The organism is Agrobacterium sp. InxBP2 (assembly GCF_026191755.1).
Classification (GTDB): Bacteria; Pseudomonadota; Alphaproteobacteria; order Rhizobiales; family Rhizobiaceae; genus Agrobacterium; species Agrobacterium pusense.
Genome location: NZ_JAINDY010000020.1, coordinates 120,623 through 141,744, shown reverse-complemented (window position 1 = coordinate 141,744; position 21,122 = coordinate 120,623). Strand labels below are relative to the sequence as shown.

At 59.5% G+C, this 21,122-nt stretch carries 24 protein-coding genes; 7 read left to right on the top strand and 17 right to left on the bottom strand.

Going from position 1 to position 21,122, the window contains the following annotated elements; all coding sequences use genetic code 11:
- Positions 1-251: 251 nt before the first annotated feature.
- The 5 genes from rpsD (at position 252) to K7A42_RS03615 (ending at position 4,555) form a co-directional block, all read left to right on the top strand.
- The gene (gene rpsD / locus K7A42_RS03635) at positions 252-869 is read left to right on the top strand and encodes a 30S ribosomal protein S4 (RefSeq protein ID WP_004442465.1); all 618 of its coding nucleotides are present in this window, start codon (positions 252-254) and stop codon (positions 867-869) included.
- 69 nt (positions 870-938) lie between these two features.
- Entirely contained in the window at positions 939-1,868 is a 930-nt protein-coding gene (locus K7A42_RS03630; RefSeq protein ID WP_037092452.1) for a glutaminase, read from the top strand.
- 61 nt (positions 1,869-1,929) lie between these two features.
- Positions 1,930-2,856 carry a tRNA 2-thiocytidine(32) synthetase TtcA gene (gene ttcA / locus K7A42_RS03625; protein WP_035209970.1) on the top strand — a complete coding sequence of 309 codons (927 nt, stop codon included), beginning with the start codon at positions 1,930-1,932 and terminating at the stop codon, positions 2,854-2,856.
- 16 nt (positions 2,857-2,872) lie between these two features.
- Positions 2,873-3,700 (top strand): inositol monophosphatase family protein, encoded by an 828-nt coding sequence (locus K7A42_RS03620; protein ID WP_004442460.1) that lies wholly within the window; start codon positions 2,873-2,875, stop codon positions 3,698-3,700.
- Positions 3,701-3,730: 30 nt separating this feature from the next.
- Positions 3,731-4,555, top strand: coding sequence for an inositol monophosphatase family protein (locus K7A42_RS03615; RefSeq protein WP_035210118.1), 825 nt, complete (start codon positions 3,731-3,733; stop codon positions 4,553-4,555).
- A gap of 224 nt (positions 4,556-4,779) precedes the next feature.
- Here the strand turns inward: K7A42_RS03615 and K7A42_RS03610 are convergent, their stop codons facing one another.
- From K7A42_RS03610 to K7A42_RS03600, 3 genes are all read right to left on the bottom strand, one after another.
- The gene (locus K7A42_RS03610) at positions 4,780-5,988 is read right to left on the bottom strand and encodes a multidrug effflux MFS transporter (RefSeq protein WP_282454884.1); all 1,209 of its coding nucleotides are present in this window, start codon (positions 5,986-5,988) and stop codon (positions 4,780-4,782) included.
- Between the two features lie 137 nt (positions 5,989-6,125).
- Positions 6,126-6,461, bottom strand: a complete 336-nt coding sequence (gene grxD / locus K7A42_RS03605; protein WP_004442454.1) for a Grx4 family monothiol glutaredoxin — start codon at positions 6,459-6,461, stop codon at positions 6,126-6,128.
- Between the two features lie 146 nt (positions 6,462-6,607).
- Positions 6,608-6,856, bottom strand: coding sequence for a hypothetical protein (locus tag K7A42_RS03600; protein ID WP_004442452.1), 249 nt, complete (start codon positions 6,854-6,856; stop codon positions 6,608-6,610).
- Positions 6,857-6,966: 110 nt separating this feature from the next.
- Here K7A42_RS03600 and K7A42_RS03595 point away from each other — a divergent pair, with 110 nt between their 5' ends.
- Positions 6,967-8,115, top strand: a complete 1,149-nt coding sequence (locus tag K7A42_RS03595; protein ID WP_282454871.1) for a hypothetical protein — start codon at positions 6,967-6,969, stop codon at positions 8,113-8,115.
- Between the two features lie 117 nt (positions 8,116-8,232).
- On the opposite strand, the gene K7A42_RS03590 is transcribed toward K7A42_RS03595, so the two are convergent.
- From K7A42_RS03590 to K7A42_RS03575, 4 genes are all read right to left on the bottom strand, one after another.
- Positions 8,233-8,466 (bottom strand): BolA family protein, encoded by a 234-nt coding sequence (locus K7A42_RS03590; protein WP_003516012.1) that lies wholly within the window; start codon positions 8,464-8,466, stop codon positions 8,233-8,235.
- A 16-nt stretch (positions 8,467-8,482) separates the two neighbouring features.
- Complete coding sequence (purL, locus tag K7A42_RS03585) at positions 8,483-10,717, bottom strand: phosphoribosylformylglycinamidine synthase subunit PurL (protein WP_282454870.1); 2,235 nt, start codon at positions 10,715-10,717, stop codon at positions 8,483-8,485.
- Positions 10,718-10,831: 114 nt separating this feature from the next.
- Positions 10,832-11,422 (bottom strand): acyloxyacyl hydrolase, encoded by a 591-nt coding sequence (locus K7A42_RS03580; RefSeq protein ID WP_282454869.1) that lies wholly within the window; start codon positions 11,420-11,422, stop codon positions 10,832-10,834.
- Between the two features lie 107 nt (positions 11,423-11,529).
- Positions 11,530-12,948, bottom strand: a complete 1,419-nt coding sequence (locus tag K7A42_RS03575) for a PLP-dependent aminotransferase family protein (RefSeq protein WP_004442438.1) — start codon at positions 12,946-12,948, stop codon at positions 11,530-11,532.
- A 93-nt stretch (positions 12,949-13,041) separates the two neighbouring features.
- On the opposite strand from K7A42_RS03575, the gene K7A42_RS03570 reads away from it, so the two are divergent.
- Positions 13,042-13,347 carry a DUF1127 domain-containing protein gene (locus K7A42_RS03570; RefSeq protein ID WP_022556485.1) on the top strand — a complete coding sequence of 102 codons (306 nt, stop codon included), beginning with the start codon at positions 13,042-13,044 and terminating at the stop codon, positions 13,345-13,347.
- A gap of 272 nt (positions 13,348-13,619) precedes the next feature.
- Here the strand turns inward: K7A42_RS03570 and K7A42_RS03565 are convergent, their stop codons facing one another.
- The 10 genes from K7A42_RS03565 to K7A42_RS03520 all read right to left on the bottom strand — a co-directional run bounded on the left by K7A42_RS03565 (position 13,620) and on the right by K7A42_RS03520 (position 20,825).
- Positions 13,620-14,024, bottom strand: coding sequence for a hypothetical protein (locus K7A42_RS03565; RefSeq protein ID WP_045533788.1), 405 nt, complete (start codon positions 14,022-14,024; stop codon positions 13,620-13,622).
- Between the two features lie 78 nt (positions 14,025-14,102).
- Positions 14,103-14,774: a phosphoribosylformylglycinamidine synthase subunit PurQ gene (gene purQ, locus K7A42_RS03560; protein ID WP_282454868.1), complete on the bottom strand. Its 672-nt coding sequence runs from the start codon at positions 14,772-14,774 to the stop codon at positions 14,103-14,105.
- A gap of 19 nt (positions 14,775-14,793) precedes the next feature.
- A complete protein-coding gene (gene purS, locus K7A42_RS03555; RefSeq protein WP_003507918.1) occupies positions 14,794-15,036 on the bottom strand; it encodes a phosphoribosylformylglycinamidine synthase subunit PurS in 243 nt (80 codons plus the stop codon).
- Between the two features lie 54 nt (positions 15,037-15,090).
- Positions 15,091-15,855 (bottom strand): phosphoribosylaminoimidazolesuccinocarboxamide synthase, encoded by a 765-nt coding sequence (purC, locus tag K7A42_RS03550; protein WP_004442430.1) that lies wholly within the window; start codon positions 15,853-15,855, stop codon positions 15,091-15,093.
- A 205-nt stretch (positions 15,856-16,060) separates the two neighbouring features.
- Complete coding sequence (locus K7A42_RS03545; protein WP_004442428.1) at positions 16,061-16,624, bottom strand: alpha/beta hydrolase; 564 nt, start codon at positions 16,622-16,624, stop codon at positions 16,061-16,063.
- 80 nt (positions 16,625-16,704) lie between these two features.
- A complete protein-coding gene (purB, locus tag K7A42_RS03540; protein ID WP_004442427.1) occupies positions 16,705-18,012 on the bottom strand; it encodes an adenylosuccinate lyase in 1,308 nt (435 codons plus the stop codon).
- Between the two features lie 81 nt (positions 18,013-18,093).
- Positions 18,094-18,600, bottom strand: a complete 507-nt coding sequence (locus K7A42_RS03535) for a hypothetical protein (protein WP_045533786.1) — start codon at positions 18,598-18,600, stop codon at positions 18,094-18,096.
- A gap of 60 nt (positions 18,601-18,660) precedes the next feature.
- The gene (gene rpe, locus K7A42_RS03530) at positions 18,661-19,338 is read right to left on the bottom strand and encodes a ribulose-phosphate 3-epimerase (RefSeq protein ID WP_004442425.1); all 678 of its coding nucleotides are present in this window, start codon (positions 19,336-19,338) and stop codon (positions 18,661-18,663) included.
- A gap of 132 nt (positions 19,339-19,470) precedes the next feature.
- Entirely contained in the window at positions 19,471-20,550 is a 1,080-nt protein-coding gene (locus K7A42_RS03525; RefSeq protein ID WP_022556480.1) for an ABC transporter substrate-binding protein, read from the bottom strand.
- Between the two features lie 35 nt (positions 20,551-20,585).
- Entirely contained in the window at positions 20,586-20,825 is a 240-nt protein-coding gene (locus tag K7A42_RS03520; protein ID WP_045533784.1) for a hypothetical protein, read from the bottom strand.
- Positions 20,826-21,122: the final 297 nt, after the last annotated feature.

Sequence of the window (21,122 nt, the reverse complement as noted above, 5' to 3'; positions counted from 1 at the left end):
TTGTTTGACAAAACCGTGAAAGCTCTGTAGAAGCCGCCCCAACGCCGGGCAGTGATGTCCGGTGTGTTTTGTTGACTGCCCTGCAGTTTAAGAACTGACGTTCGGCGGTCAATATCACCGACATGTCCCGTGGTTTCTCCATTCGCATGTGAGAAGCCTGTCAGAGGCCCTGCAACGGGCCTCAGAGGAGGGCGTGTTTCCTTAACCCGGTTTGGCAACAAGCCGGTATAAACCTTTGAGAAGGAAATACGATGAGCAAGCGCGAATCGGCTAAGTACAAAATCGACCGCCGCATGGGCGAAAACATCTGGGGCCGTCCGAAGTCCCCGGTTAACCGCCGCGAATACGGCCCGGGCCAGCACGGCCAGCGCCGCAAGGGCAAGATGAGCGACTTCGGCACGCAGCTGCGCGCCAAGCAGAAGCTCAAGGGCTACTACGGCGAACTGCGCGAAAAGCAGTTCCGCGCTACCTTCGACGAAGCAAACCGTCGCAAGGGCGATACCTCTGAAAACCTGATCGGCCTGCTCGAGTCGCGTCTGGACGCCATCGTCTACCGCGCCAAGTTCGTTCCGACCGTTTTCGCGTCGCGCCAGTTCATCAACCATGGCCACGTCACGGTTAACGGCGTTCGCGTCAACATCGGTTCTTACCGCTGCAAGCCGGGCGACGTTATCGAAGTTCGCCAGAAGTCCAAGCAGCTCGTAACCGTTCTGGAAGCCGTTCAGCTCGCTGAACGCGACGTTCCTGACTACATCGAAGTTGACCACAACAAGATGGTTGCGACCTACGCTCGCGTTCCGTCGCTCTCCGACGTTCCTTACCCGGTCGTCATGGAACCGCATCTGGTCGTCGAATTCTACTCGCGTTAATCGACGCGTTTCAGTATTCAGGAAGCCGCCCTTCGGGGCGGCTTTTTTGTTTGCTGGGGAAGGCTTTGCATGCAGGACATTCAGGGTATCGTCGATTCCATCCATGACAGCATGCTGCCGAGGCTGGGCGAGGGGAAGGTTGCGGATTACATTCCCGAACTCGCCAAGGTCGATCCCAATCAGTTCGGCATCGCCATCACCACGGTCGATGGAACGACTTATACCGCTGGCAATGCGCTGACGCCGTTTTCGATCCAGAGCATTTCCAAGGTCTTCATGCTGACGCTGGCGCTCGGCAAGGCCGGTGAGACGGTATGGAACCGGGTGGGTCGCGAACCGTCGGGATCGTCCTTCAACTCCATAGTCCAGCTGGAGCACGAGCACGGAATTCCCCGCAACCCCTTCGTGAATGCCGGGGCGATCGTGGTGACCGATATCGTTTTGTCCGGCCATCAGCCGCGCGAGGCGATCGGCGAGCTCCTGCGGTTCGTGCGGTATCTCGCTGATGATGACACGATCAGCATCGACGATACGGTGGCGAAATCCGAGCAGGCGACGGGTTTCCGCAATTTCGCGCTCGCCAATTTCATGCGCTCCTTCGGCAATCTGCATCACCCCGTGGAATATACGCTCGGGGTCTATTTCCATCAGTGCGCGCTTTCCATGACCTGCGCGCAGCTATCCCGCGCCGGCCTGTTTCTGGCCAATCGCGGCCGCAACCCGCTGACGGGGCATACCGTCGTGTCGGACCGCCGCGCAAGGCGCATCAATGCGCTGATGCTGACCTGCGGTCATTATGACGGGTCGGGCGATTTCGCCTATCATGTTGGCCTGCCGGGCAAGAGCGGCGTCGGCGGCGGCATCATGGCGGTGGCACCCGGCAAGGCATCGATCGCGGTCTGGTCGCCGGGCCTCAACAAGGTCGGCAACTCGGCGCTCGGGTCACATGCGCTGGAAATGCTGGCGACGAAAACAGGTTGGTCGGTATTCGGGGCTTGATCTTCCGGGCGGATGGGAGCATTGCCTGCATGGATAACGGCAGTCGTGCCGGAGCGAGCGGATGATGAATATTCTCACCAGGGTCGATGACATCGCGGAAAAGATCGGGGCAGATCAGGAATCGCCGGAAGAAGCTGGCAGCTCGCATCCGCTATTTGACAATGCACCGCGCTCCGTCTCCTTCAACAAGCTGCGCAAGCGGCTGCTGCGCAATGTGCGTCAGGCCTTTGAAGATTTCGACATGCTGAAAGGCCAGAAGCGCTGGCTGGTCGGCCTTTCCGGTGGCAAGGACAGCTACGGGCTTTTGGCGCTGCTGCTCGATCTCAAATGGCGCGGCCTGCTGCCCGTTGAACTGATCGCCTGCAATCTGGATCAGGGCCAGCCTAATTTCCCCAAGCATGTCTTACCGGAGTATCTGGCGAAGATCGGTGTTGCCCATCGCATCGAATATCGCGACACCTATTCGGTGGTGAAGGAGAAGGTGCCCTCCGGCGGCACTTACTGTTCGCTCTGTTCGCGGCTCAGGCGCGGCAATCTTTACCGCATCGCGCGGGAGGAGGGCTGCGACGCGCTGCTGCTCGGCCATCACCGTGAGGATATTCTCGAGACCTTCTTCATGAACTTCTTCCATGGCGGACGTCTGGCCGGCATGCCAGCGAAGCTTTTGAATGACGAGGGTGACCTGATGGTCATGCGCCCGCTTGCCTATTGCGCCGAAGAAGACATGGCGAAATTTGCGGCGGCGATGGAATTTCCGATCATCCCCTGCGACCTTTGCGGCTCGCAGGACGGGCTTCAGCGCAACGCCATGAAGGAAATGCTGGCGGATATCGAGCGGCGTATGCCCGGTCGGAAGGATGTGATGCTGCGGGCGCTGGCACATGTGAACCCTTCCCATCTCCTCGACCCCAGACTTTTTGATTTTTCGGCGCTTTCTGTCACGGGGGCGTCATCTGAAGAGCCTAGGGAGGCCCACCCTCCCTTATGAAGAAGTGCCCCGCGCGATGACCCTTTCCGATAAAGATATCGATTTCCTCGTTGCCACCGTTGCCGCAGCCGGTACGGATGAAATCATGCCCCGCTTCAGGAACCTGAGCGCTGGCGCCATCTCCGAAAAGACATCCGCCGTCGATCTCGTCACCGAGGCGGATGTTCTGGCCGAAAAGCTGATAACCGCAGCGCTGCTCGAGCGGTTTCCAAAGGCGCATATTGTTGGCGAAGAGGCGTATGACGCGGATCATTCCGTCATTCCCGCCCTTGCCGACGCGCCGCTTGCCTTCGTGATCGATCCCATCGACGGCACCTTCAATTACGCTTCCGGCTTTCCCGCCTTCGGTACGCTGCTCGCGGTCACCGTCAAGGGTGAGACCGTGGCTGGACTTATCCACGATCCCGTGATGGGGGACACCATCATTGGTCTGAAAGGCGAGGGCGCCTATCTCCACCGCAAGAACGGCTCGCAGGCAAAGCTGAAGGTTGCCGATCCCGCGCCACTGTCCGACATGGTCGGCCTCTTTTCTTGGGGTCACAGCCATCCGGATCGCCGGCCGGTGATCGCCGCCAATATGGCGAAGATAAAGATGGCATTGTCGCTTAACTGCTCCGCACATGAATATTGGCTCGCTTCCGCCGGCAATCTTCATTTCATCGGCCATGAAAAGCTGATGCCATGGGATCACCTTGCAGGCGTGCTCATCCATCAGGAAGCGGGTGGCTACACGGCGCGTTTCGACAACACGCCCTATCGGCCCGGCCAGACCACCGGGGGCATACTTTCTGCTCCCGACAAGGAAAGCTGGAAGATGCTGCGGCGGGAAATCGTCGCCTTATAAGATTTATGCTCAAATGGAAGGATCTCGCCCATGGCTCTCGAACTCGACATCGCCTCTCTTGCCAATGCGCTTCAGGAGGCTGCTGCGGTTGAAATCCTGCCGAGGTTCCGCAATCTGGGCGATGGCGACGTCAGGATCAAGACCGAAGCGATCGACCTGGTTACCGAGGCTGACGAGGCCGCAGAGCGGTTGATCCGCGCCCGCGTGCAGGAGATCATGCCGGATGCTCTGTTCATCGGCGAGGAGGCGGTGGCGGCCGACGCTTCGCTGCTTGGCAAGCTTGCCGATGCCGATCTGGCTGTCGTGGTCGATCCGATCGATGGCACCTATAATTTTGCGTCCGGCCTGCCGCTTTTCGGCGTGATGATGAGCATCATCTCTAAGGGCGAGACTGTCGCCGGCCTGATCTTCGATCCCATGGGCAATGACTGGGCCATTGCCGAAAAGGGCTCCGGCGCATGGCTGTGCAGCGCCGATGGCGCGCAGACGCAGATGTCGGTCGTGCCGGCGCCGGAACTGTCGCAGATGGTGGGTATCGCCAATACCGGTTATTTCGACGTGGAGACGCGCCGCAAGATTCTGGTGAACCTGGCCGATGTGCGGCTCTTCACCAGCTATCGCTGCGCCGCACATGAGTATCGCCTGTTCTGCGGCGGTCACATGCATTTCCTCATGTACAACAAGCTGATGCCCTGGGACCACCTGGCCGGCACATTGATCTCGCAGGAATCGGGCGCCTATGCCGCCCGCCTTGATGGCTCGCCTTATCTGCCACGCCATGTGGATGGCGGGCTGCTGCTGGCGCCTAATCAGGAGACGTGGGAATTGCTGCGCGAGAAGATTTTCACGGTCTGAGGCTCCGGATTCGTGGGGTGTGCACAACCTTCACCGTCATGCCGGACTTGATCCGGCATCCAGCTGCGGCGCGTCTGCGCGGCGGAAGAACCTTTTTCAGCCTAAGGATTTGGGCTGGCCGTTACCCCGGATCAGCTCCGGGGTAACGGCCGTCGGCGAGACCCACCAGCAAACAAAAAAGGGCGCGGAACAGAATTCCGCGCCCTTTTATTTTTCCATGTCCCTTAGCGGATCGGCTTGTTGTGGGCATGAAATAACACACCCTTTTCGCCGATCAGTACAAAGATCAGGCCGATGATGGAGACGACGAAGAAGCCCGCCACCATTGGCAGTGCGGTACCGTCGAAAGCCTGGCCGATGGCGGCGCCGATCAGCGAACCGCCAATGGTTCCCATGAAGCCGATCACCGAGGAGGCCGTGCCGGCGACATGGCCAAGTGGTTCCATGGCCAGCGAGTTGAAGTTCGATCCGATCCAGCCGAACTGGAACATGGCAAGTGCGAAGAACACGATGAAGATGGCGAAAGGCATCGGATCCGGTCCCAGCACCTGCACCACAAGCCAGGCGAAGGTGATGGCGATGAAGCCGAGCAGCGACCCGTGCGACAGCTTGCGCATGCCGAACCTTCCGACAAGCCTCGCATTGATGAAGGACGAAAAGGCCATGAACAGGGCGACGCCGGCAAATGCCGCCGCGAACCATGGACCGAGGCCGTAAATGCCCTTGTAGACCTGTTCAGCGGAATTGATGAAGCCGAACAGCGCACCGAAGATGAAGGTACTTGAGAGCGTGTAGCAAAGCGCAATGCGGTTGGTCAGCACGATCTTGAAACCGCCGAGCACCGAACGGGCGGTGAAAGGGCGGACATCGTCCGGATGCAGGGTCTCAGGCAGGCGGAAATACATCCAGGCCGTTACCACGGCAGCGATGCCGGCCATGAAGGCAAAGATAAGGTGCCAGTTTCCGAAGAAGAGAACGATCTGACCGGTGCCGGGCGCGATGACCGGAACGACCATGAAAACCATCATGATCAGCGACATGACTTCAGCCATCTGGCGGCCGCCATAGATGTCGCGGACGATCGAGATGGTGATGACGCGTGTTGCCGCAGAACCGATGCCCTGAATGAAACGCAGGAGCAGCAGGCCGGAGAAGGACGGCACGAAAACGACCGCAAACGCTGAAACGATGTAGATCGCAAGACCAAAGAGCATCGGCTTGCGGCGACCGAAACGGTCCGAGATCGGCCCATAGAGAAGCTGGGCGACGCCGAAACCGAGAAGGTAGGCCGAAATGACATATTGGCGATGGTTTTCATTCTCGACGCCCAGCGAGGCGCCGATTTCCTGAAGCCCGGGCAGCATGATATCGATGGCGAGCGCGTTCAACGCCATCAGCATTGCGGCCAGCGCAATGAATTCCGTACGCCCCATCGAGCCTGCGCGCGAAGCGGTGGATTGTGAAAGATTTGTCACAGGATTGCCCCAAAAAGAACGGCAAAGGCGTTGCATGAAGCAACGCCTGGCATAAATTTCTGACAATCAGGGTGGGCCGGATGAACCGGCCGAAATCAGGCCGCGCCGCGGACGCTGATACCCTGTTCTTGGAAGTGGCTCTGCAATTCGCCGGACTGGAACATCTCTCTCACGATGTCGCAGCCGCCAACGAACTCACCCTTGACGTAGAGCTGCGGGATCGTCGGCCAGTTGGAATAGTCCTTGATGCCCTGACGGATGTCGGCATCGGCAAGCACATTGATGCCCTTGTAGTCGACGCCGAGATAATCGAGGATCTGTACCACCTGGCCGGAAAAACCGCATTGCGGGAATTGCGGGGTGCCCTTCATGAAAAGAACGATGTCGTTGCTCTTCACTTCGCTGTCGATCATGTCGTGAATGCCGCTCATAGGCCTATTCCTTTCACATGCGGTTCAAGGCCGCTGCTTTCTGTTAGCCTCTAAATAACATGTCGTGGCGCGATTTCCACCCGTCGGAAGGAAAAAATGCGTGCCTCCTGCAACGCATAACGCGCCAAAAAACGGTCTTCCGACGCCTAGCGATATCTCTGCCGGCTGCGCGCGGCGGCGGTGCGTCTTTTGCTGACCTGTTTTTTGGCCGGCTTCGGTTTGACTGCGGCCTTGATTGCGGCTTCCAGAACGGAGCCGACAATACCGCCGGCAAGAGAACCGGTGCTTTTCGTTCGGCGTGCGCGGCGCGTCTTGCGGATGCCGGTCTTGGTGAGGACTTCCGACAAAGCGCCCTTGACGACGCCGTTTATCAGTTGATCGACGATGCCAGACAAATTTTCTCCGCCTTTAAATAAATCATATTTCCGTCGCGATTTTTACTATACGTGCATCGCCCACTGTATCAAGCGATCCTTTCGGGTGCCTCCAGCCCGAAGGTTTATGCATGCCGACCGTCACGTCACGACTTGTCCTTTATTTCCCGGGTTTCGATCCGCTGGATGCCGCTGCCCATCATCTGCGTTATCAGCGTGCCGCCGCGCTGGCAGGAAAAACATGGGCCGTCGATTATGCAGTGGGGCCGCTGGAGAACAGGCCGGGCGGCGAAACATTCACCGTGGAATCCTCGTCAGGCGATTGGCGGACGCGTTCGGACATCATCGTCTATGATCATAATGCCGTCATCTCACAATTGCGGAATGCGCCGGTCTGGCGGCAGATCTGGCAGGGCTTCAAGGCGGGAGCGGGCATTATCGGTGAGGGGGGCGCGGCGCGCTACTTCCGCCATGCATGGCGTTTTGGGCTGTTCTTTATTTTTCCGTTCCTGCTGATGCTTGCCGGTGGCGTGCTTGCGGCGGTGATTGGCCTGTCGCCCTGGCTTTTCGCCTTACCGCTGTGGCTGCTGGTGGTCAGCCTTCCGGCTGCCGCCCTGTTTTTCAACAAGGCTTTCCTGCCGTTTGCCGAGCGCTTTCACACCCTGCATCTTTATGCGGACTGGCGGTTCGCACTCGCAGTCGGCCGCGACGAACCGATTGCCCGAGGCTGGATCGAAGAGAAGGCAGCGCTTGTCCTGACGGCGCTGGAGCAGTCTTCGGATGAGGTTCTGGTGGTCTCGCACAGCATGGGCGCCAGCTTGGCCCTCGCGGTCATCGGCCGCGTGCTGGAGCTGAAGCCGGAGGCACTGGATGGACGGAAGTTGTCTTTCGCAACGCTGGGTGGGGCGGCCCTGCAATGCGCGTTTCTGTCGAGCGCCGTGCGGCTTCGTCAGAGCATTGGCGTCATCGCACGTCACCCTGAGGTGACATGGTTCGATATCCAGTGTCTCACAGATCCGATCCATCTATATCGTTGCAACACGGTGGCGCTGACCGGTCATGGCGATGCGCCGCAACCGAAAATCGTGCCGATCCGCTTCAAGCATTCGCTTTCACCGGAGCGTTACAAGAAGAACAAGCGGAATTTCCTCAGAATGCACCGGCAATATGTTCTCGGGCCTGATCGCAGGTCCGGTTACGACTTTACCCTGCTGACGGCCGGGCCTCTGCCAGCCGCCTCATTTGCCGACCTCGAGTCACAAACGCCGCCTGCTCTTTAGAGGTTTCGATAACGTCGAATATGAAAAGGCCCGCGTGGGACTATCACGCGGGCCTTTCTTTATTCTTCAGCCGTCAGGTCTTTCAGCCGATGGGACAGAGACCGGTGATCTCAGTCATCATTCGGGCGCCGAGGTCTGCAGGGCAAGGGCATGCAGGACGCCGCCCATATTGCCCTTCAGCGCGTCATAGACCATCTGGTGCTGCTGCACGCGGGTCTTGCCCTTGAATGCATCTGCCACGACTTCCGCCGCGTAATGATCGCCATCACCGGCCAGATCGCGGATCGTGACCTTTGCCCCGGGAATTCCCGCCTTAATCATGTCTTCAATGTCGCCGGGTTTCATGGGCATGGTGTTTCTCCTTAATTCATTCTGCGGCGACTAGAGTTTCGCCGTCCATGAACTGAGGGAACCACGATTCATAGGCCGAGTGCAATTCTTTAATCTCGACGGCGCGCGCCGTGCCCAGCTTTACGGTGGAACCACCGGTAACGCCGATGTTGGCGCAGGAAACGCCGGCTGCCTTCGCAGCACTCAGTACCTTGTCGAGATCGGTTTTCTTCACGGTGAGCACGTAACGACCCTGATCTTCGCCATAGAAGGTGAGGACCGGGTTGTGGCCTTCGACCGCATCGATGGTCGCGCCGATTCCGGAGGAAATCGCCATTTCGGCAACCGCGAGCGCCAGACCTCCCGAGGAGCAATCGTGAACGGCGGTGGCGAGGCCATCCGTGATGATGCCACGCACGAAATCGCCGTTCTTCTTTTCGGCGGCGAGATCGACATGCGGGGCAGGGCCGTCGATACGGCCATGGATATCACGCATGTACACCGACTGCGCGATGTGGGTGCCGAGGCCGGCAGGTGCGCCGACAAGCAGCACCGCTTCGTCAGCGGCGGCAAAACGGATGCGCGCCATGCGGCCCCAATCCTTCAGCAAGCCGACGCCGCCAATGGTGGGGGTTGGCAGGATCGCCTGGCCATTGGTCTCGTTGTAGAGCGAGACGTTGCCGGAAACGATCGGGAATTCCAGCACGCGGCAGGCTTCGCCGATACCCTTGATGGCATGAACCAGCTGGCTCATGATTTCGGGCTTTTCCGGGTTGCCGAAATTCAGGTTGTCGGTGGCCGCGAGCGGCAGGGCGCCGGTTGCGGTAATGTTGCGCCAGCATTCGGCCACGGCCTGCTTGCCGCCTTCGAAGGGGTCGGCCTCGACGTAACGCGGGGTGACGTCGGAGGAGAAGGCTAGCGCCTTCTTGTCATGGCCTTCGACGCGAACCACACCGGCGTCGCCGCCCGGCAGCTGCAGGGAATTGCCCTGGATCAGCGTGTCATACTGCTCGTAGACCCAGCGGCGCGAGGAATTGTTCGCCGAACCGACGAGCGATACCAGCGCATCGGCGATATCGGCAGCGGGGACGTCGTTTTCCGCAAGCGGGGCGGGCACCTTCGCGGGCGTCCACGGGCGGTCGTATTCCGGAGCCTGATCGCCCAGTTCCTTGATCGGCAGGTTGGCGACTTCCTCGCCATTGTGAATGACGCGGAAGCGCAGGTCGTCGGTGGTCTTGCCGACGATCGCGAAGTCCAAGCCCCATTTCACGAAAATCGCCTTGGCGACTTCTTCCTTGGAGGGCTCGAGAACCATGAGCATGCGCTCCTGGCTTTCGGACAGCATCATTTCATAGGCAGTCATGCGCTCTTCGCGCACCGGCACGGCATTGAGGTCAAGCTCGATGCCGAGGTCGCCCTTGGCGCCCATTTCCACGGCCGAGCAGGTGAGGCCGGCGGCGCCCATGTCCTGAATGGCGATGACCGCGCCGGTTTTCATCAGTTCAAGGCAGGCTTCCAGCAGGCACTTTTCGGTGAAGGGGTCGCCGACCTGAACGGTCGGGCGCTTTTCTTCGATGGATTCGTCAAATTCGGCCGAGGCCATGGTCGCGCCGCCGACACCGTCGCGACCGGTCTTTGCGCCGAGATAAACCACCGGCAGGCCGACGCCCTTGGCTTCCGAAAGGAAGATCGCGTCGGACTTGGCAAGACCGGCGGCAAAGGCGTTAACGAGGATGTTGCCGTTATAACGCGGATCGAACTCCACTTCGCCGCCAACCGTCGGCACGCCAAAGGAGTTGCCGTAGCCGCCAACACCGGCAACGACGCCAGCCACCAGGTGGCGGGTCTTCGGGTGGTCGGGCGCGCCGAAACGCAGGGCGTTCATGGCGGCAATCGGGCGGGCGCCCATGGTGAAGACGTCACGCAGGATACCGCCGACGCCGGTCGCCGCGCCCTGATAGGGCTCGATATAGGACGGGTGGTTGTGGCTCTCCATCTTGAAGACGACGCAATCGCCATCGTCGATATCCACAACGCCGGCATTTTCACCGGGGCCCTGGATGACGCGTGGTCCCTTGGTGGGCAGGGTCTTCAGCCACTTCTTGGACGACTTGTAGGAGCAGTGCTCGTTCCACATGGCCGAGAAGATGCCGAGCTCGGTAAAGCTGGGCTCCCGTCCGATCAGGTCGAGGATACGCTGGTATTCGTCGGGCTTCAGCCCGTGGGATGCAACGAGTTCCGGGGTGATCTTGATGGAGTTTGGAATCGACATAGGTCTCACGCGGTTCGAGCCGAGGGAAGTTTCCGGTTCTTTAGCGCAAGAGGCTCAAAGGTGCGACAGGAAAATGCGCGGTTTTACCCGCAAAACGCTGCTTTCTTGGCTTCTTCAGAACCTGTAGCCGACCATGAGGCCGACGCGGGTCAGTCCGTCATTGGGCCCATCGCACAGATTGGCATGTGATGCATGCTCGATCTGGGTCGAAATATTCCAGTTATTATCGAAACGATAGCCGACCGCCGCATATTCGTGGAAAAGCACCCGGCAGCCGAATTCCGCACCGGTTTCGCCGGCACTGTTTCTCAGCTTGCCATCGTGCCAGAGGCCGCCAAAACCGAAATCGAGAAAGATCTTCGGGTTGAGATCGAAGGTCCAGTTGACGCCGCCGTAAATGGTATTCGCCGAGCCCTCAGTGCCGATCTCGCCACCGATATGCAGCCGTGGGCGGGAAAGTTTTTGGCCGAGCGTTACCGCAGATGCACTGGCGAAGGGATCAAAATAGGCGGTGAAGGCCGGGAAGACGCCATCCTCACCGCCATTGTCGTGATTGGAGATCGAGGTGGTTGCGCCGAAGCGCAATTCGTCGAAGACGGTGCCTTCCGCAGCAGTGGCGGGCATGATGCCGATCAAGACACATGCCGCAAGAAGGATCGCCAGCGCGAAACACGCCCTCACACCTGTGGAATCGAATGCTGCCATCGAATCATTCCCCACCTCGAATTGCGGAAAGGATGGCAGGTTTGTCGGTTTGGTAAATGATAAGTTACTGAATTAGGCCGGGTGTTGCAGGAAAGACTCTCCGCCCTCTAGGCAACGCTTTCGTAACCGGCCGAGCCGTTGTCGAGCAGGTGGCGCAGGATGCCGAGGGCATGGGTCAACTCTTGCTGGTTCGATGGACCAGAAAGGCTGACACGCACCCGATGGAAAACCTTGTCGGTGCGGCCGGCCTTGAACTCATCCTCGTCATCTATCAGCACGCCTTCTTTCATCGCCGCGTTTCGGAACGTGCCGGAAAGCCAGGGTTCGGGCAGTCTCAGCCACAGGAAGGCGATATCGGGCAGCGAATTGAAATCCAGCCCGGCAAAGGCCCGCCGGGCAATCGCCTCGCGCTGATTGATCTCGGCGATACAATCCTTGCGAATGTCGTCGGCGTCACCGCTGTTGACGAGGCGGGCATTCACTTCGGCCAGCATGAAGGGCAGACCGCCTGTCAGCATCGAGTGGGAAATGCGGATGCGCGACGAATATTGCGCCGGGCAGGCGACCCAGCCGCCACGAACGCCAGCGGCAACGGATTTCGACAGGCCGCCGACGACGAAGGTAATGTCGGGCGCAAATTCTGCGATCAGCGGGATCGCCTCACGCGTCATCGCGCCATAAAGATTGTCCTCTACGACCCAGACACCATACCGGCGGGCAATATCGGCTATCGCTCGGCGACGCTCTTCCGGCAGCGTGGCGCAGGTCGGGTTCTGGCCGGCGGACATCAGGAAGATCATCTTGGGATGCTGCTGGGCGCAGACGCGCTCGAAATCGTCAGGGACAATGCCCTTTTCATCCGCTTCAACCAGCGTCACCCGCCGTCCGGCAAGTGTGGCGCTGCGGCTGATATGGGAATAGGTCACGGGTTCGAAGACGATACGGTCTCCCGGGGCGGTCATGGCCGTCACCACACTCATCACCGCCGCATGGGCGCCAAGCGTCGAGACGATGTTTTCCGGTTTTGGCGACCAACCATTCTGGGAAAGCCAGCGAGCGCCCGCCATGCACCAGTTGTCAGGAAAGGAACGGGCGTAATTGGTGACGTCGTAAGCATGTTCGCGGGCGACAGCCTCGATATGTCTGGCGATCAGCACGCTCTGGCCGACATCGGGTGCCGCCGTGGTGTTGAGCCGGAATTCAGCGCTGCTATCGACGGCGTGGCGTGTGCTACCGAAGGCTGCCGCCACCGTCTCCATGGGCGCTGAGGGGGCCGGGGTCTTGCGCTCATTGACATAGGTGCCACGGCCGACCTCGCCGCTGACCAGGCCGCGCTCGTGGATAAGCGCGTAGGCCCGGCTGATTGTACCTATTGTCACGCCGAGGTCATAAGCGAGGTTGCGCTGCGGCGGCAATTTCGAGCCCGCCTGCAGGGTGCCATCGGAAATTGCACCCTCGATACTGTCGGCGAGGCGCAGATATATCGGGCCGTCGCCCACAGTGAGATCAGGAAGCCAATTTGTCATGGTGACAATTTATGCATTGTATCTCTTCGCAAGTCAATTGTATTTATTGTCTGCATTCAATGAAGACAAACGCACGGAGACAATAGGTGCAATATGCGCAAGATGGATCAATACCTTTCGACAGCGGATACGCTCTATCCTGATGGCTACGAACGGGAACGCGTGTTCCGCGATGCCGGCGACATGGTCGCACCGGCGCCTTTTCCGGCTAAGATCGCCAGCACGCCAATTGGTCGCCTGATTGCGGGCATGTTCAACTGGCACCGGAAGCGGCAGGGACGGCTCGCTTTGCGGGAACTGTCTGATGATCTTCTGGAAGATATCGGCGTAACGCGCGATGAAGCCCTGAAGGAAGCGGCGAAATCCCAGCTTCTTTCATGGCCGACACGGCCGCTTTAATTTTTTGCCGGAGAGCGGCGCCTTCTTTCCCCGGCGCCATCAAGCCGTGCGGCAGCCCGCCACGCCATTCCCAACCGGCGTTGGCGGGTTTTTTTATTTACGTCCCTTAGAGCAGCTTCGGCAAATTGATAAATGGTACGTGGCAAGAGCTTTTTGTGCCGGCGTCTGCCTTTTGCCGAGCGTTCCCCTTTCCTCATTCCTGTGACAAGCACAGGAATGAGCGACGCGGATACGTCTCGCCCGATATGCAGGGCTAGAATACTACGATGAGATCAGCAGCCTTTGCCGCCATTCGCCCAGCGCTTGACGTCGGCTGCGATGCGGCTGGAAATGGCCTCGTTCATCACCGGGCCAAAAGCGTCGAGCTTTGCCGGGTTGCCTTCGGCCTGAACGACCAGCATGGGCCGCGATTCCGGACTGTTGCGCGGCACGAGCAGGATGCGCGGACGGCCTGAGAAGGAATTGAGTTCAGGGGCCAGACGATAGGCCTTGAAAGCCGCATCCCCCGATTTGAACCAGCAGGCATTCGCGCCAAGCGCTATCCGTTCCATTGTGGGGAGAGCGGCGCGGGAGACCGAGGCTGTCGGCTGTGGTTTCGGCTGACAAGCAGCGAGGGTCGCCGCAGCTAGAAACAATCCGGTCGCCTTGAGGGTATTCGATCGACGGGCAAAAGACATCAGGTCATCCAGAAGAGAGGGCCAAAACGACGCCGTCAGCCGGCATCAAAAAAGGCGGGCTCAAAGCCCGCCCGTCTGTCAGGCTGCGATGACGCCAAGCGCCGAAGCGAAGAGGCCGCGGCCGTCATTGCCGCCATGGGCGGCTTCGATCAGGTTTTCCGGATGCGGCATCATGCCGAGAACGTTGCCCTTGGCATTGATGACGCCGGCAATGTCGTTCAGCGAGCCGTTCGGGTTGGTGCCTTCGGCATAACGGAACACGACCTGGCCGTTGCCCTCGACCGATTTCAACTCACCCGCATCGAGGAAGTAGTTGCCATCGTGATGGGCGACGGGGCAACGCAGGATCTGGCCCTTGTCGTAAGCACGGGTGAAATCGGTGTCGTTATTGGCGACTTCGAGCTTCACTTCGCGGCAGACGAATTTCAGCGAGGCGTTGCGCATCAGGGCGCCCGGCAGCATGCCGGCTTCGACCAGAATCTGGAAGCCGTTGCAGACGCCGAGAACCTTCACGCCCTTTTCCGCCTTCTCGCGGATGGCCTGCATGACAGGCATGCGGGCGGCAATCGCGCCGCAGCGCAGATAGTCGCCATAAGAGAAGCCGCCGGGAATGACGATCAGATCGACATCGGGAATATCCGTCTCCGTCTGCCAGATGGTGACAGGCGCCTGACCGGAGATTTTCGTCAGAGCCGCGATCATGTCGCGGTCGCGGTTGAGGCCGGGAAGTTGGACGACAGCGGATTTCATGGACGGCGGCTCCTGGAGCTTAGAGAATGGCGATGGCGTAGTTTTCGATGACCGTGTTGGCCAAGAGCTTTTCGCACATTGCCTTCAGATCGGTTTCGGCCTTCGCCTTGTCGGCGCCTTCCAGTTCCAGATCGAAAACCTTGCCCTGACGGACATGGCCGACGCCACCAAAACCGAGGCTGCCAAGCGCGCCTTCGATTGCCTTGCCCTGCGGATCGAGAACGCCGTTCTTCAGCGTAACAGTCACCCGTGCCTTGATCACCTGATCTTCTCCTGATTTTACCCTACGAGGCCAATATTATTTCACGAGCCGATATTACTTTACCAGAACAGGACCGGTGCCGCGGATCGGTTCGTTTTCATTGATGATGCCGAGACGGCGCGCCACTTCGGAATAAGCTTCCAGAAGACCGCCCAGATCGCGTCGGAAGAGGTCCTTGTCCATCTTCTTCTGGGTCTCGATGTCCCAGAGGCGGCAGCTGTCGGGCGAAATCTCGTCGGCGAGGATGATGCGCATCATATCGCCTTCGAAGAGGCGGCCACATTCGATCTTGAAATCGACGAGCTGAATGCCGACGCCGAGGAACAGGCCGGAGAGGAAGTCGTTGACGCGGATGGCGAGCGCCATGATGTCGTCAAGCTCGGCGGGGTTGGCCCAGCCGAAAGCCGTGATGTGCTCTTCGGAGACCATCGGGTCTTCGAGCTCATCCGACTTGTAATAAAACTCGATGATCGAGCGTGGCAGCACCACGCCTTCCTCGATGCCGAGGCGCTTGGAAAGCGAGCCGGCGGCGACATTGCGCACGACGACCTCGAGCGGGATCATCTCCACTTCCTTGATCAGCTGCTCGCGCATGTTGAGGCGGCGGATGAAGTGGGTGGGAATGCCGATCTTGTTCAGATGCGTGAAGACGTATTCGCAGATACGGTTGTTCAGCACGCCCTTGCCGTCGATGACTTCATGCTTCTTCTTGTTGAAGGCGGTCGCATCGTCCTTGAAGAACTGGATAAGCGTGCCTGGCTCCGGACCCTCGTAAAGGATCTTGGCCTTGCCTTCGTAAATACGGCGGCGACGGTTCATAATTGCAGGTCTCTTGGTTGACGCCGATTCTGGTGGCGTTGCGTTTGGTCTTTGAAGCGGTCCCATAAAGGAAAAGAGTGCATTCTACAATGCGGCTGGCATATTTCCCTTCAATTCTTGTGACAGGGCCGCCGAACTGTTTCATCCGCAAAACCGGGCCGCGGCAGGGGCGGGCGGCGATGCGGATTTCAGTTGGCGGCTCTCGTCATGGCTCGACGCCTTTGAGGCGGCTCAGGAATTGCGCGAAGACCATGCCGCCCTCCGGCCACGGGCCGTGCCCGGACTCGGCATTGATGTGGCCGGACATGCCGGCATCGATCAAAAGCGAACCCCAGGCAGCAGCGATGTCGTCGGCGTGTTCATAAGAGCCGAAGGGATCGTTGCGGCTGGCGATGGTGATCGCCGGAAAGGGCAGCGGATCGCGCGGGTAAGGCCCGAAGGTCATGAGATGCTTCGGCCTGATTTCGGGATTGGCGACATCAGGCGGCGCAACGAGAAGCGCGCCAGATACCTTCTTGCCGATTTCGGGCAGGGCATGGATTACGGTCGGGACGCCGAGCGAATGGGCCACGAGGACGACGGGCCTGGTGGAGGCGTTGACCTCCTCTACCAGCCTGGCGACCCAATCTTCCTTCACCGGTTTCGACCATTCCGCCTGCTCGACACGGCGGGCGGTGGAGAGCTTGCGCTCCCAGCGGCTCTGCCAGTGATCCGGGCCGGAATTGGTATAACCGGGGACGATCAGGATATCTGCTTCTGAAACTTTCATGCGCCATATCTGTGTTGTGATGCCGCCGCGATCAAGGTCGCGGCGGCATTAACGTCAAGGTCTCGGGTTCAGCTCAAGTCTCAGGCGTTGCCGAAGACGCGGGCGAAGATCGTATCGACATGCTTGGTGTGGTAACCGAGGTCGAATTTTTCGCGGATGACCTCTTCGGGGAGCGCAGCGCGCACTTCCTCGTCGCCCAGCAGTTCCTCAAGGAAGTCCGCACCCTGTTCCCAGACCTTCATGGCATTGCGCTGGACCAGACGATAGGCGTCTTCGCGCGATACGCCGGCCTGCGTCAGCGCGAGGAGAACGCGCTGCGAATGCACGAGACCACGGAACTTGTTCATGTTCTTCAGCATGTTGTCCGGGTAGATCACCAGCTTTTCGATGACGCCTGCCAGACGGTTCAATGCGAAGTCCAGAGTGACTGTCGTGTCGGGGCCGATGGCGCGCTCCACGGAGGAGTGGCTGATGTCGCGCTCGTGCCAGAGGGCAACGTTTTCCATGGCCGGGACGACCGACATGCGCACCAGACGGGCGAGGCCGGTGAGGTTTTCTGTGAGAACCGGGTTACGCTTGTGCGGCATGGCCGACGAGCCCTTCTGGCCGGGAGAGAAGAACTCTTCCGCTTCCAGAACTTCGGTGCGCTGCATGTGGCGGATTTCGATGGCGACGTTTTCAATCGACGAGGCGATGACGCCAAGGGTGGCGAAGAACATGGCGTGACGGTCACGCGGGATGACCTGCGTGGAAACCGGCTCGGGGATGAGCCCGAGCTTTTCGCAGACATGTTCCTCGACGCGGGGGTCGATATTGGCGAAGGTGCCGACAGCGCCGGAGATTGCGCCGGTGGCGATTTCGGCGCGGGCGTTCACCAGGCGCTCACGGTTGCGGTGCATCTCGGCGTAGAAGCGGGCGAAGGTGAGGCCCATCGTCGTCGGTTCGGCATGGATGCCGTGGCTGCGGCCGATGCGCACCGTGTTCTTGTGTTCGAAGGCCCGGGTCTTGAGAGCCGCAAGCACCCGGTCCATGTCGGCGAGCAGCAGATCGGCGGCGCGGACGAGCTGGATGTTGAGCGTGGTATCGAGCACGTCCGACGAGGTCATGCCCTGATGCACGAAGCGGCTGTCGGGACCGACGAATTCTGCAAGATGGGTGAGGAAGGCGATGACATCATGCTTGGTGACGGCCTCGATCTCATCAATGCGGGCGACGTCGAAGGTGGCGCTGCCGCCCTTTTCCCAGATGGTCTGGGCTGCTGACTTCGGGATGACGCCGAGCTCGGCCAGCGCGTCACAGGCATGCGCCTCGATCTCGAACCAGATGCGGAATTTTGTTTCCGGCGACCAGATGGCGACCATTTCCGGCCGGGAGTAACGAGGGATCATGGCAATGACTTTCTTAGTAGAGGAAATTTGCTGCCCGTTTAGCAAAGTGTTCCGCTAATCTCAATCTATCAAGCTGCATGCCTACGCCGCTTGCGATGCACGCCGGCAGAGCATTGCCCCTGCGGGCACGAGCGGAAGTGCGGCGAAGGGAAAATAAAGACCAAGTCCCAGAACGACGAACTGGTAGACTGCACCGAGCGACGTGAAAAGCTGCTGAAAAAACCAGATGCGGGAAAAAGTTGGCGCATGCCATTGCGCATAAAAGATGCGGTACTCGAACGCGAACAATGCTGCCGCCACGGCGAGCGTGAAGAAAGCGATTGCGAGACATGCTGTCGCAAGACGCAATTGTTGGGATTTTAAGGCAGGGAGAACGCGCAATGCCGCCAGCGCCAGCAGCCAGCCGAAAAATCCGCCCGTGAAGAAAAGGGTGATGATATCGGCGACGTGATCGGTTTCCAGCCTGTTACGGGCATAGAGGCCGATGGCGGCCGACGCCGCTGAACAAACGCTCCAGCCAAGCGCGCCAAGCAGAATGAACAATGCTGGAAGAGCCCTGTCGCGGAAATTCCGCCTGCCGCTTTCCATGACATTCCCCCCGACGCCTCGTTGTGCCGCATCCGGCTTTCCGCATTCGGCGGTGACGGATTACGCCCGTCCGGCTTCCGCGGCCGTGCGCAGGAGGGCGATCGTCTTGCGATAATCCTCCACGCCATCGCCTTTGAATACTGCGGAGCCCGCTACCAGTGCATTGGCGCCGGCGGCGATGATATCTCCTGCGGTCTGCGCCGTCACGCCGCCATCCACTTCCAGTTCGATCGGCCGCTGACCGATCATCGCCTTGGCTGCGCGGATCTTGTCGAGCATGGCGGGAATGAATTTCTGGCCGCCGAAGCCGGGATTGACGCTCATGATCAGCACGAGGTCGACATCATCGAGCACGTTTTCGATAACGGAAAGCGGCGTTGCCGGGTTGAGCGTGACGCCAGCCTTCAGGCCCAGTCCGCGAATGGTCTGGAGAGAGCGGTGCAGGTGGGGGCCGGCCTCCGCATGCACCGTGATGCTGTCACAGCCGGCCTTGGCAAAGGCTTCGAGATAGGGATCGACGGGGGCGATCATCAAATGGCAATCGAAGAAGGCATTGCTGTGCGGCCGAAGCGCCTTGATGACATCGGGCCCGAAGGAAATGTTCGGCACGAAATGCCCGTCCATGACATCGAGATGAATCCAGTCCGCGCCGGCCTCGGTGACATCGGCGACTTCCTGTCCGAGCTTGGCGAAATTGGAAGCCAGGATCGACGGTGCTATCCGGATGGGCAGGGACATGGGCAAACTCCTCTCGACGCGTTGCGTAAGTTTGCCTTTAACACCATGCATCGGGGTTTGAAACGGTCAGCGGTGAGGTTGCTGATGGTTTTCCGCTGCCGCTCCGCGAATTTGTCCCGGTGCCGGCTTCAGCTACTGCCTTTCGGCTTTGTCCGCCGGTTCGAAGCGCTGGCCGTTCCAGCGCTGCAGGCGGTAGGGATTGTCCGAAAGCTCATGCGACGGGTTGAATGCGAGATCGCCAATCACGGTTTTGAAGGCCGTGCCGGACGCCAGTATCTCCGGCGCCGGTTTCGACTGCGCCTGGGCCGCTTCCGCCAGCGCCGCCGTCAGTTCGGTGGCGGCATAGGCTGGAAGGACGTAACCTTCGGGTTCGATGCCTGCGGCGCGCAGTTCGCCGGCTGCCCCCTGCGCCGAAGGCAGTGTGTCATAGGCCGGGCGCGTGATGGCCATCACGTTCGCAGCCAGTGCGAGGGGGGTGTTGGCGGCGTTCAGCGTATCGCCGCCCAGAATGGTGAGCGGAAAATTCTCTGAAGCGGCGTCCCGTGCCACGACGGCGATATCGTTTCGTTCCGCGCCGATGAAGACATGGGTAATGCCGGTGCGCGCCAGCCGGCGCACAAGCGCCACCTGCTGTTCCTGATTGGGTCGCATCGTATCGGCAAAGGTGGGCTTCAGCCCGTTTTCCTCCAGCGTAGAGCGGATACGGTCGACCAATTCGCGGCTGTAGATCGTGCCGTCATCCACGAGCCCGATCGGGTGGCCTTTCCAGTCGCGAAGAATGACTTCCGCAGCCCTTGCCGATTCGGCCCGATCCGATGGGGCGAGGCGAAAAAGCGGCCAGCCATATTTCAGCGCGTCCTCCATCAGGATGGGTGCGCGGCTGGAAAGCGTGATGGCCGGAATGGCCGCGGCCTTGAGCGGCGGCAAAACGTCCTGAAGCGTTTCCGTGCACAGGAAGCCGATCGCGGCGCTGACTTTCGCCGCCACGAGGCCATCGGCAATCGCGCCGCCACTGCCGTCTTCGCAGCTCTCGTGAATCTCCACGACATCCAGGCCGAGTTTTGCGGCTGCCGCCTTGGCGCCCTGCCGGACCTGTTGCCCGAGAAGCTCGTAGGGGCCGCTCTGCGGGGCAACGATCCCGATCGATGCCGCGCTTGCTGAACCCGCAAAGGCAAAACCGGCGATGATCGTTAGCAGGCGAAGTGAAAGCATGACGTGATCGAAATCCTGTTGTCCCGATCTGATGTTTATCGGCACCAATCGGTTTTCCAAAGGAAAAATCGCCTGTCGTCCATCATAATCGCACGCTGGCGCCTGGACTGCGGCAGCTTGGCTTCGATGTCGGGCGATCCGAATGCCGAGATGGACGCGGCATCTTGTGGTTGTTGCCGTCGGCCGATAATGGTGCCTCGCGGCCATACCGCAGCGCTGCTCTTTTTCGCCCCGCTATCTTCTTTCTGTACCGCTTTACTGAAGAAGTATTTCATAAGTCCGCCACGTGCCGTTTTACTTCATAAAACTATTACAAGTGGCGCGTATAAGCACACTCCAGCGAAGGCCTTGTTGCTGATTATGCCTTTTGCAGTGCACGTTATAAATCTGCACATTTTATTTTCATATCTGTAATTTATTGATATCTAAGTTTAATATAGAAACCTTCTAATTCCCCACCTCTTTTTCGCCATGTTTTTTTCGCATTTGCGAGAAGATTTGCTTGACGGAAAGTAAATGATTAGCTTAGATGGAATTGTTTCAGGGGACGACTGAAATTGGCTGTAAAAAGC

Excerpts from the sequence above, each read along its gene's own strand:
- rpsD (WP_004442465.1), top strand. The coding sequence starts at position 252 with ATGAGCAAGCGCGAATCGGCTAAGTACAAAATCGACCGCCGCATGGGC.
- K7A42_RS03630 (WP_037092452.1), top strand. The coding sequence starts at position 939 with ATGCAGGACATTCAGGGTATCGTCGATTCCATCCATGACAGCATGCTG.
- ttcA (WP_035209970.1), top strand. The coding sequence starts at position 1,930 with ATGATGAATATTCTCACCAGGGTCGATGACATCGCGGAAAAGATCGGG.
- K7A42_RS03620 (WP_004442460.1), top strand. The coding sequence starts at position 2,873 with ATGACCCTTTCCGATAAAGATATCGATTTCCTCGTTGCCACCGTTGCC.
- K7A42_RS03615 (WP_035210118.1), top strand. The coding sequence starts at position 3,731 with ATGGCTCTCGAACTCGACATCGCCTCTCTTGCCAATGCGCTTCAGGAG.
- K7A42_RS03610 (WP_282454884.1), bottom strand. The coding sequence starts at position 5,988 with ATGGGGCGTACGGAATTCATTGCGCTGGCCGCAATGCTGATGGCGTTG.
- grxD (WP_004442454.1), bottom strand. The coding sequence starts at position 6,461 with ATGAGCGGCATTCACGACATGATCGACAGCGAAGTGAAGAGCAACGAC.
- K7A42_RS03595 (WP_282454871.1), top strand. The coding sequence starts at position 6,967 with ATGCCGACCGTCACGTCACGACTTGTCCTTTATTTCCCGGGTTTCGAT.
- K7A42_RS03590 (WP_003516012.1), bottom strand. The coding sequence starts at position 8,466 with ATGCCCATGAAACCCGGCGACATTGAAGACATGATTAAGGCGGGAATT.
- purL (WP_282454870.1), bottom strand. The coding sequence starts at position 10,717 with ATGTCGATTCCAAACTCCATCAAGATCACCCCGGAACTCGTTGCATCC.
- K7A42_RS03580 (WP_282454869.1), bottom strand. The coding sequence starts at position 11,422 with ATGGCAGCATTCGATTCCACAGGTGTGAGGGCGTGTTTCGCGCTGGCG.
- K7A42_RS03575 (WP_004442438.1), bottom strand. The coding sequence starts at position 12,948 with ATGACAAATTGGCTTCCTGATCTCACTGTGGGCGACGGCCCGATATAT.
- K7A42_RS03570 (WP_022556485.1), top strand. The coding sequence starts at position 13,042 with ATGCGCAAGATGGATCAATACCTTTCGACAGCGGATACGCTCTATCCT.
- K7A42_RS03565 (WP_045533788.1), bottom strand. The coding sequence starts at position 14,024 with ATGTCTTTTGCCCGTCGATCGAATACCCTCAAGGCGACCGGATTGTTT.
- purQ (WP_282454868.1), bottom strand. The coding sequence starts at position 14,774 with ATGAAATCCGCTGTCGTCCAACTTCCCGGCCTCAACCGCGACCGCGAC.
- purC (WP_004442430.1), bottom strand. The coding sequence starts at position 15,855 with ATGAACCGTCGCCGCCGTATTTACGAAGGCAAGGCCAAGATCCTTTAC.
- K7A42_RS03545 (WP_004442428.1), bottom strand. The coding sequence starts at position 16,624 with ATGAAAGTTTCAGAAGCAGATATCCTGATCGTCCCCGGTTATACCAAT.
- purB (WP_004442427.1), bottom strand. The coding sequence starts at position 18,012 with ATGATCCCTCGTTACTCCCGGCCGGAAATGGTCGCCATCTGGTCGCCG.
- K7A42_RS03535 (WP_045533786.1), bottom strand. The coding sequence starts at position 18,600 with ATGGAAAGCGGCAGGCGGAATTTCCGCGACAGGGCTCTTCCAGCATTG.
- rpe (WP_004442425.1), bottom strand. The coding sequence starts at position 19,338 with ATGTCCCTGCCCATCCGGATAGCACCGTCGATCCTGGCTTCCAATTTC.
- K7A42_RS03525 (WP_022556480.1), bottom strand. The coding sequence starts at position 20,550 with ATGCTTTCACTTCGCCTGCTAACGATCATCGCCGGTTTTGCCTTTGCG.
- K7A42_RS03520 (WP_045533784.1), bottom strand. The coding sequence starts at position 20,825 with ATGAAATACTTCTTCAGTAAAGCGGTACAGAAAGAAGATAGCGGGGCG.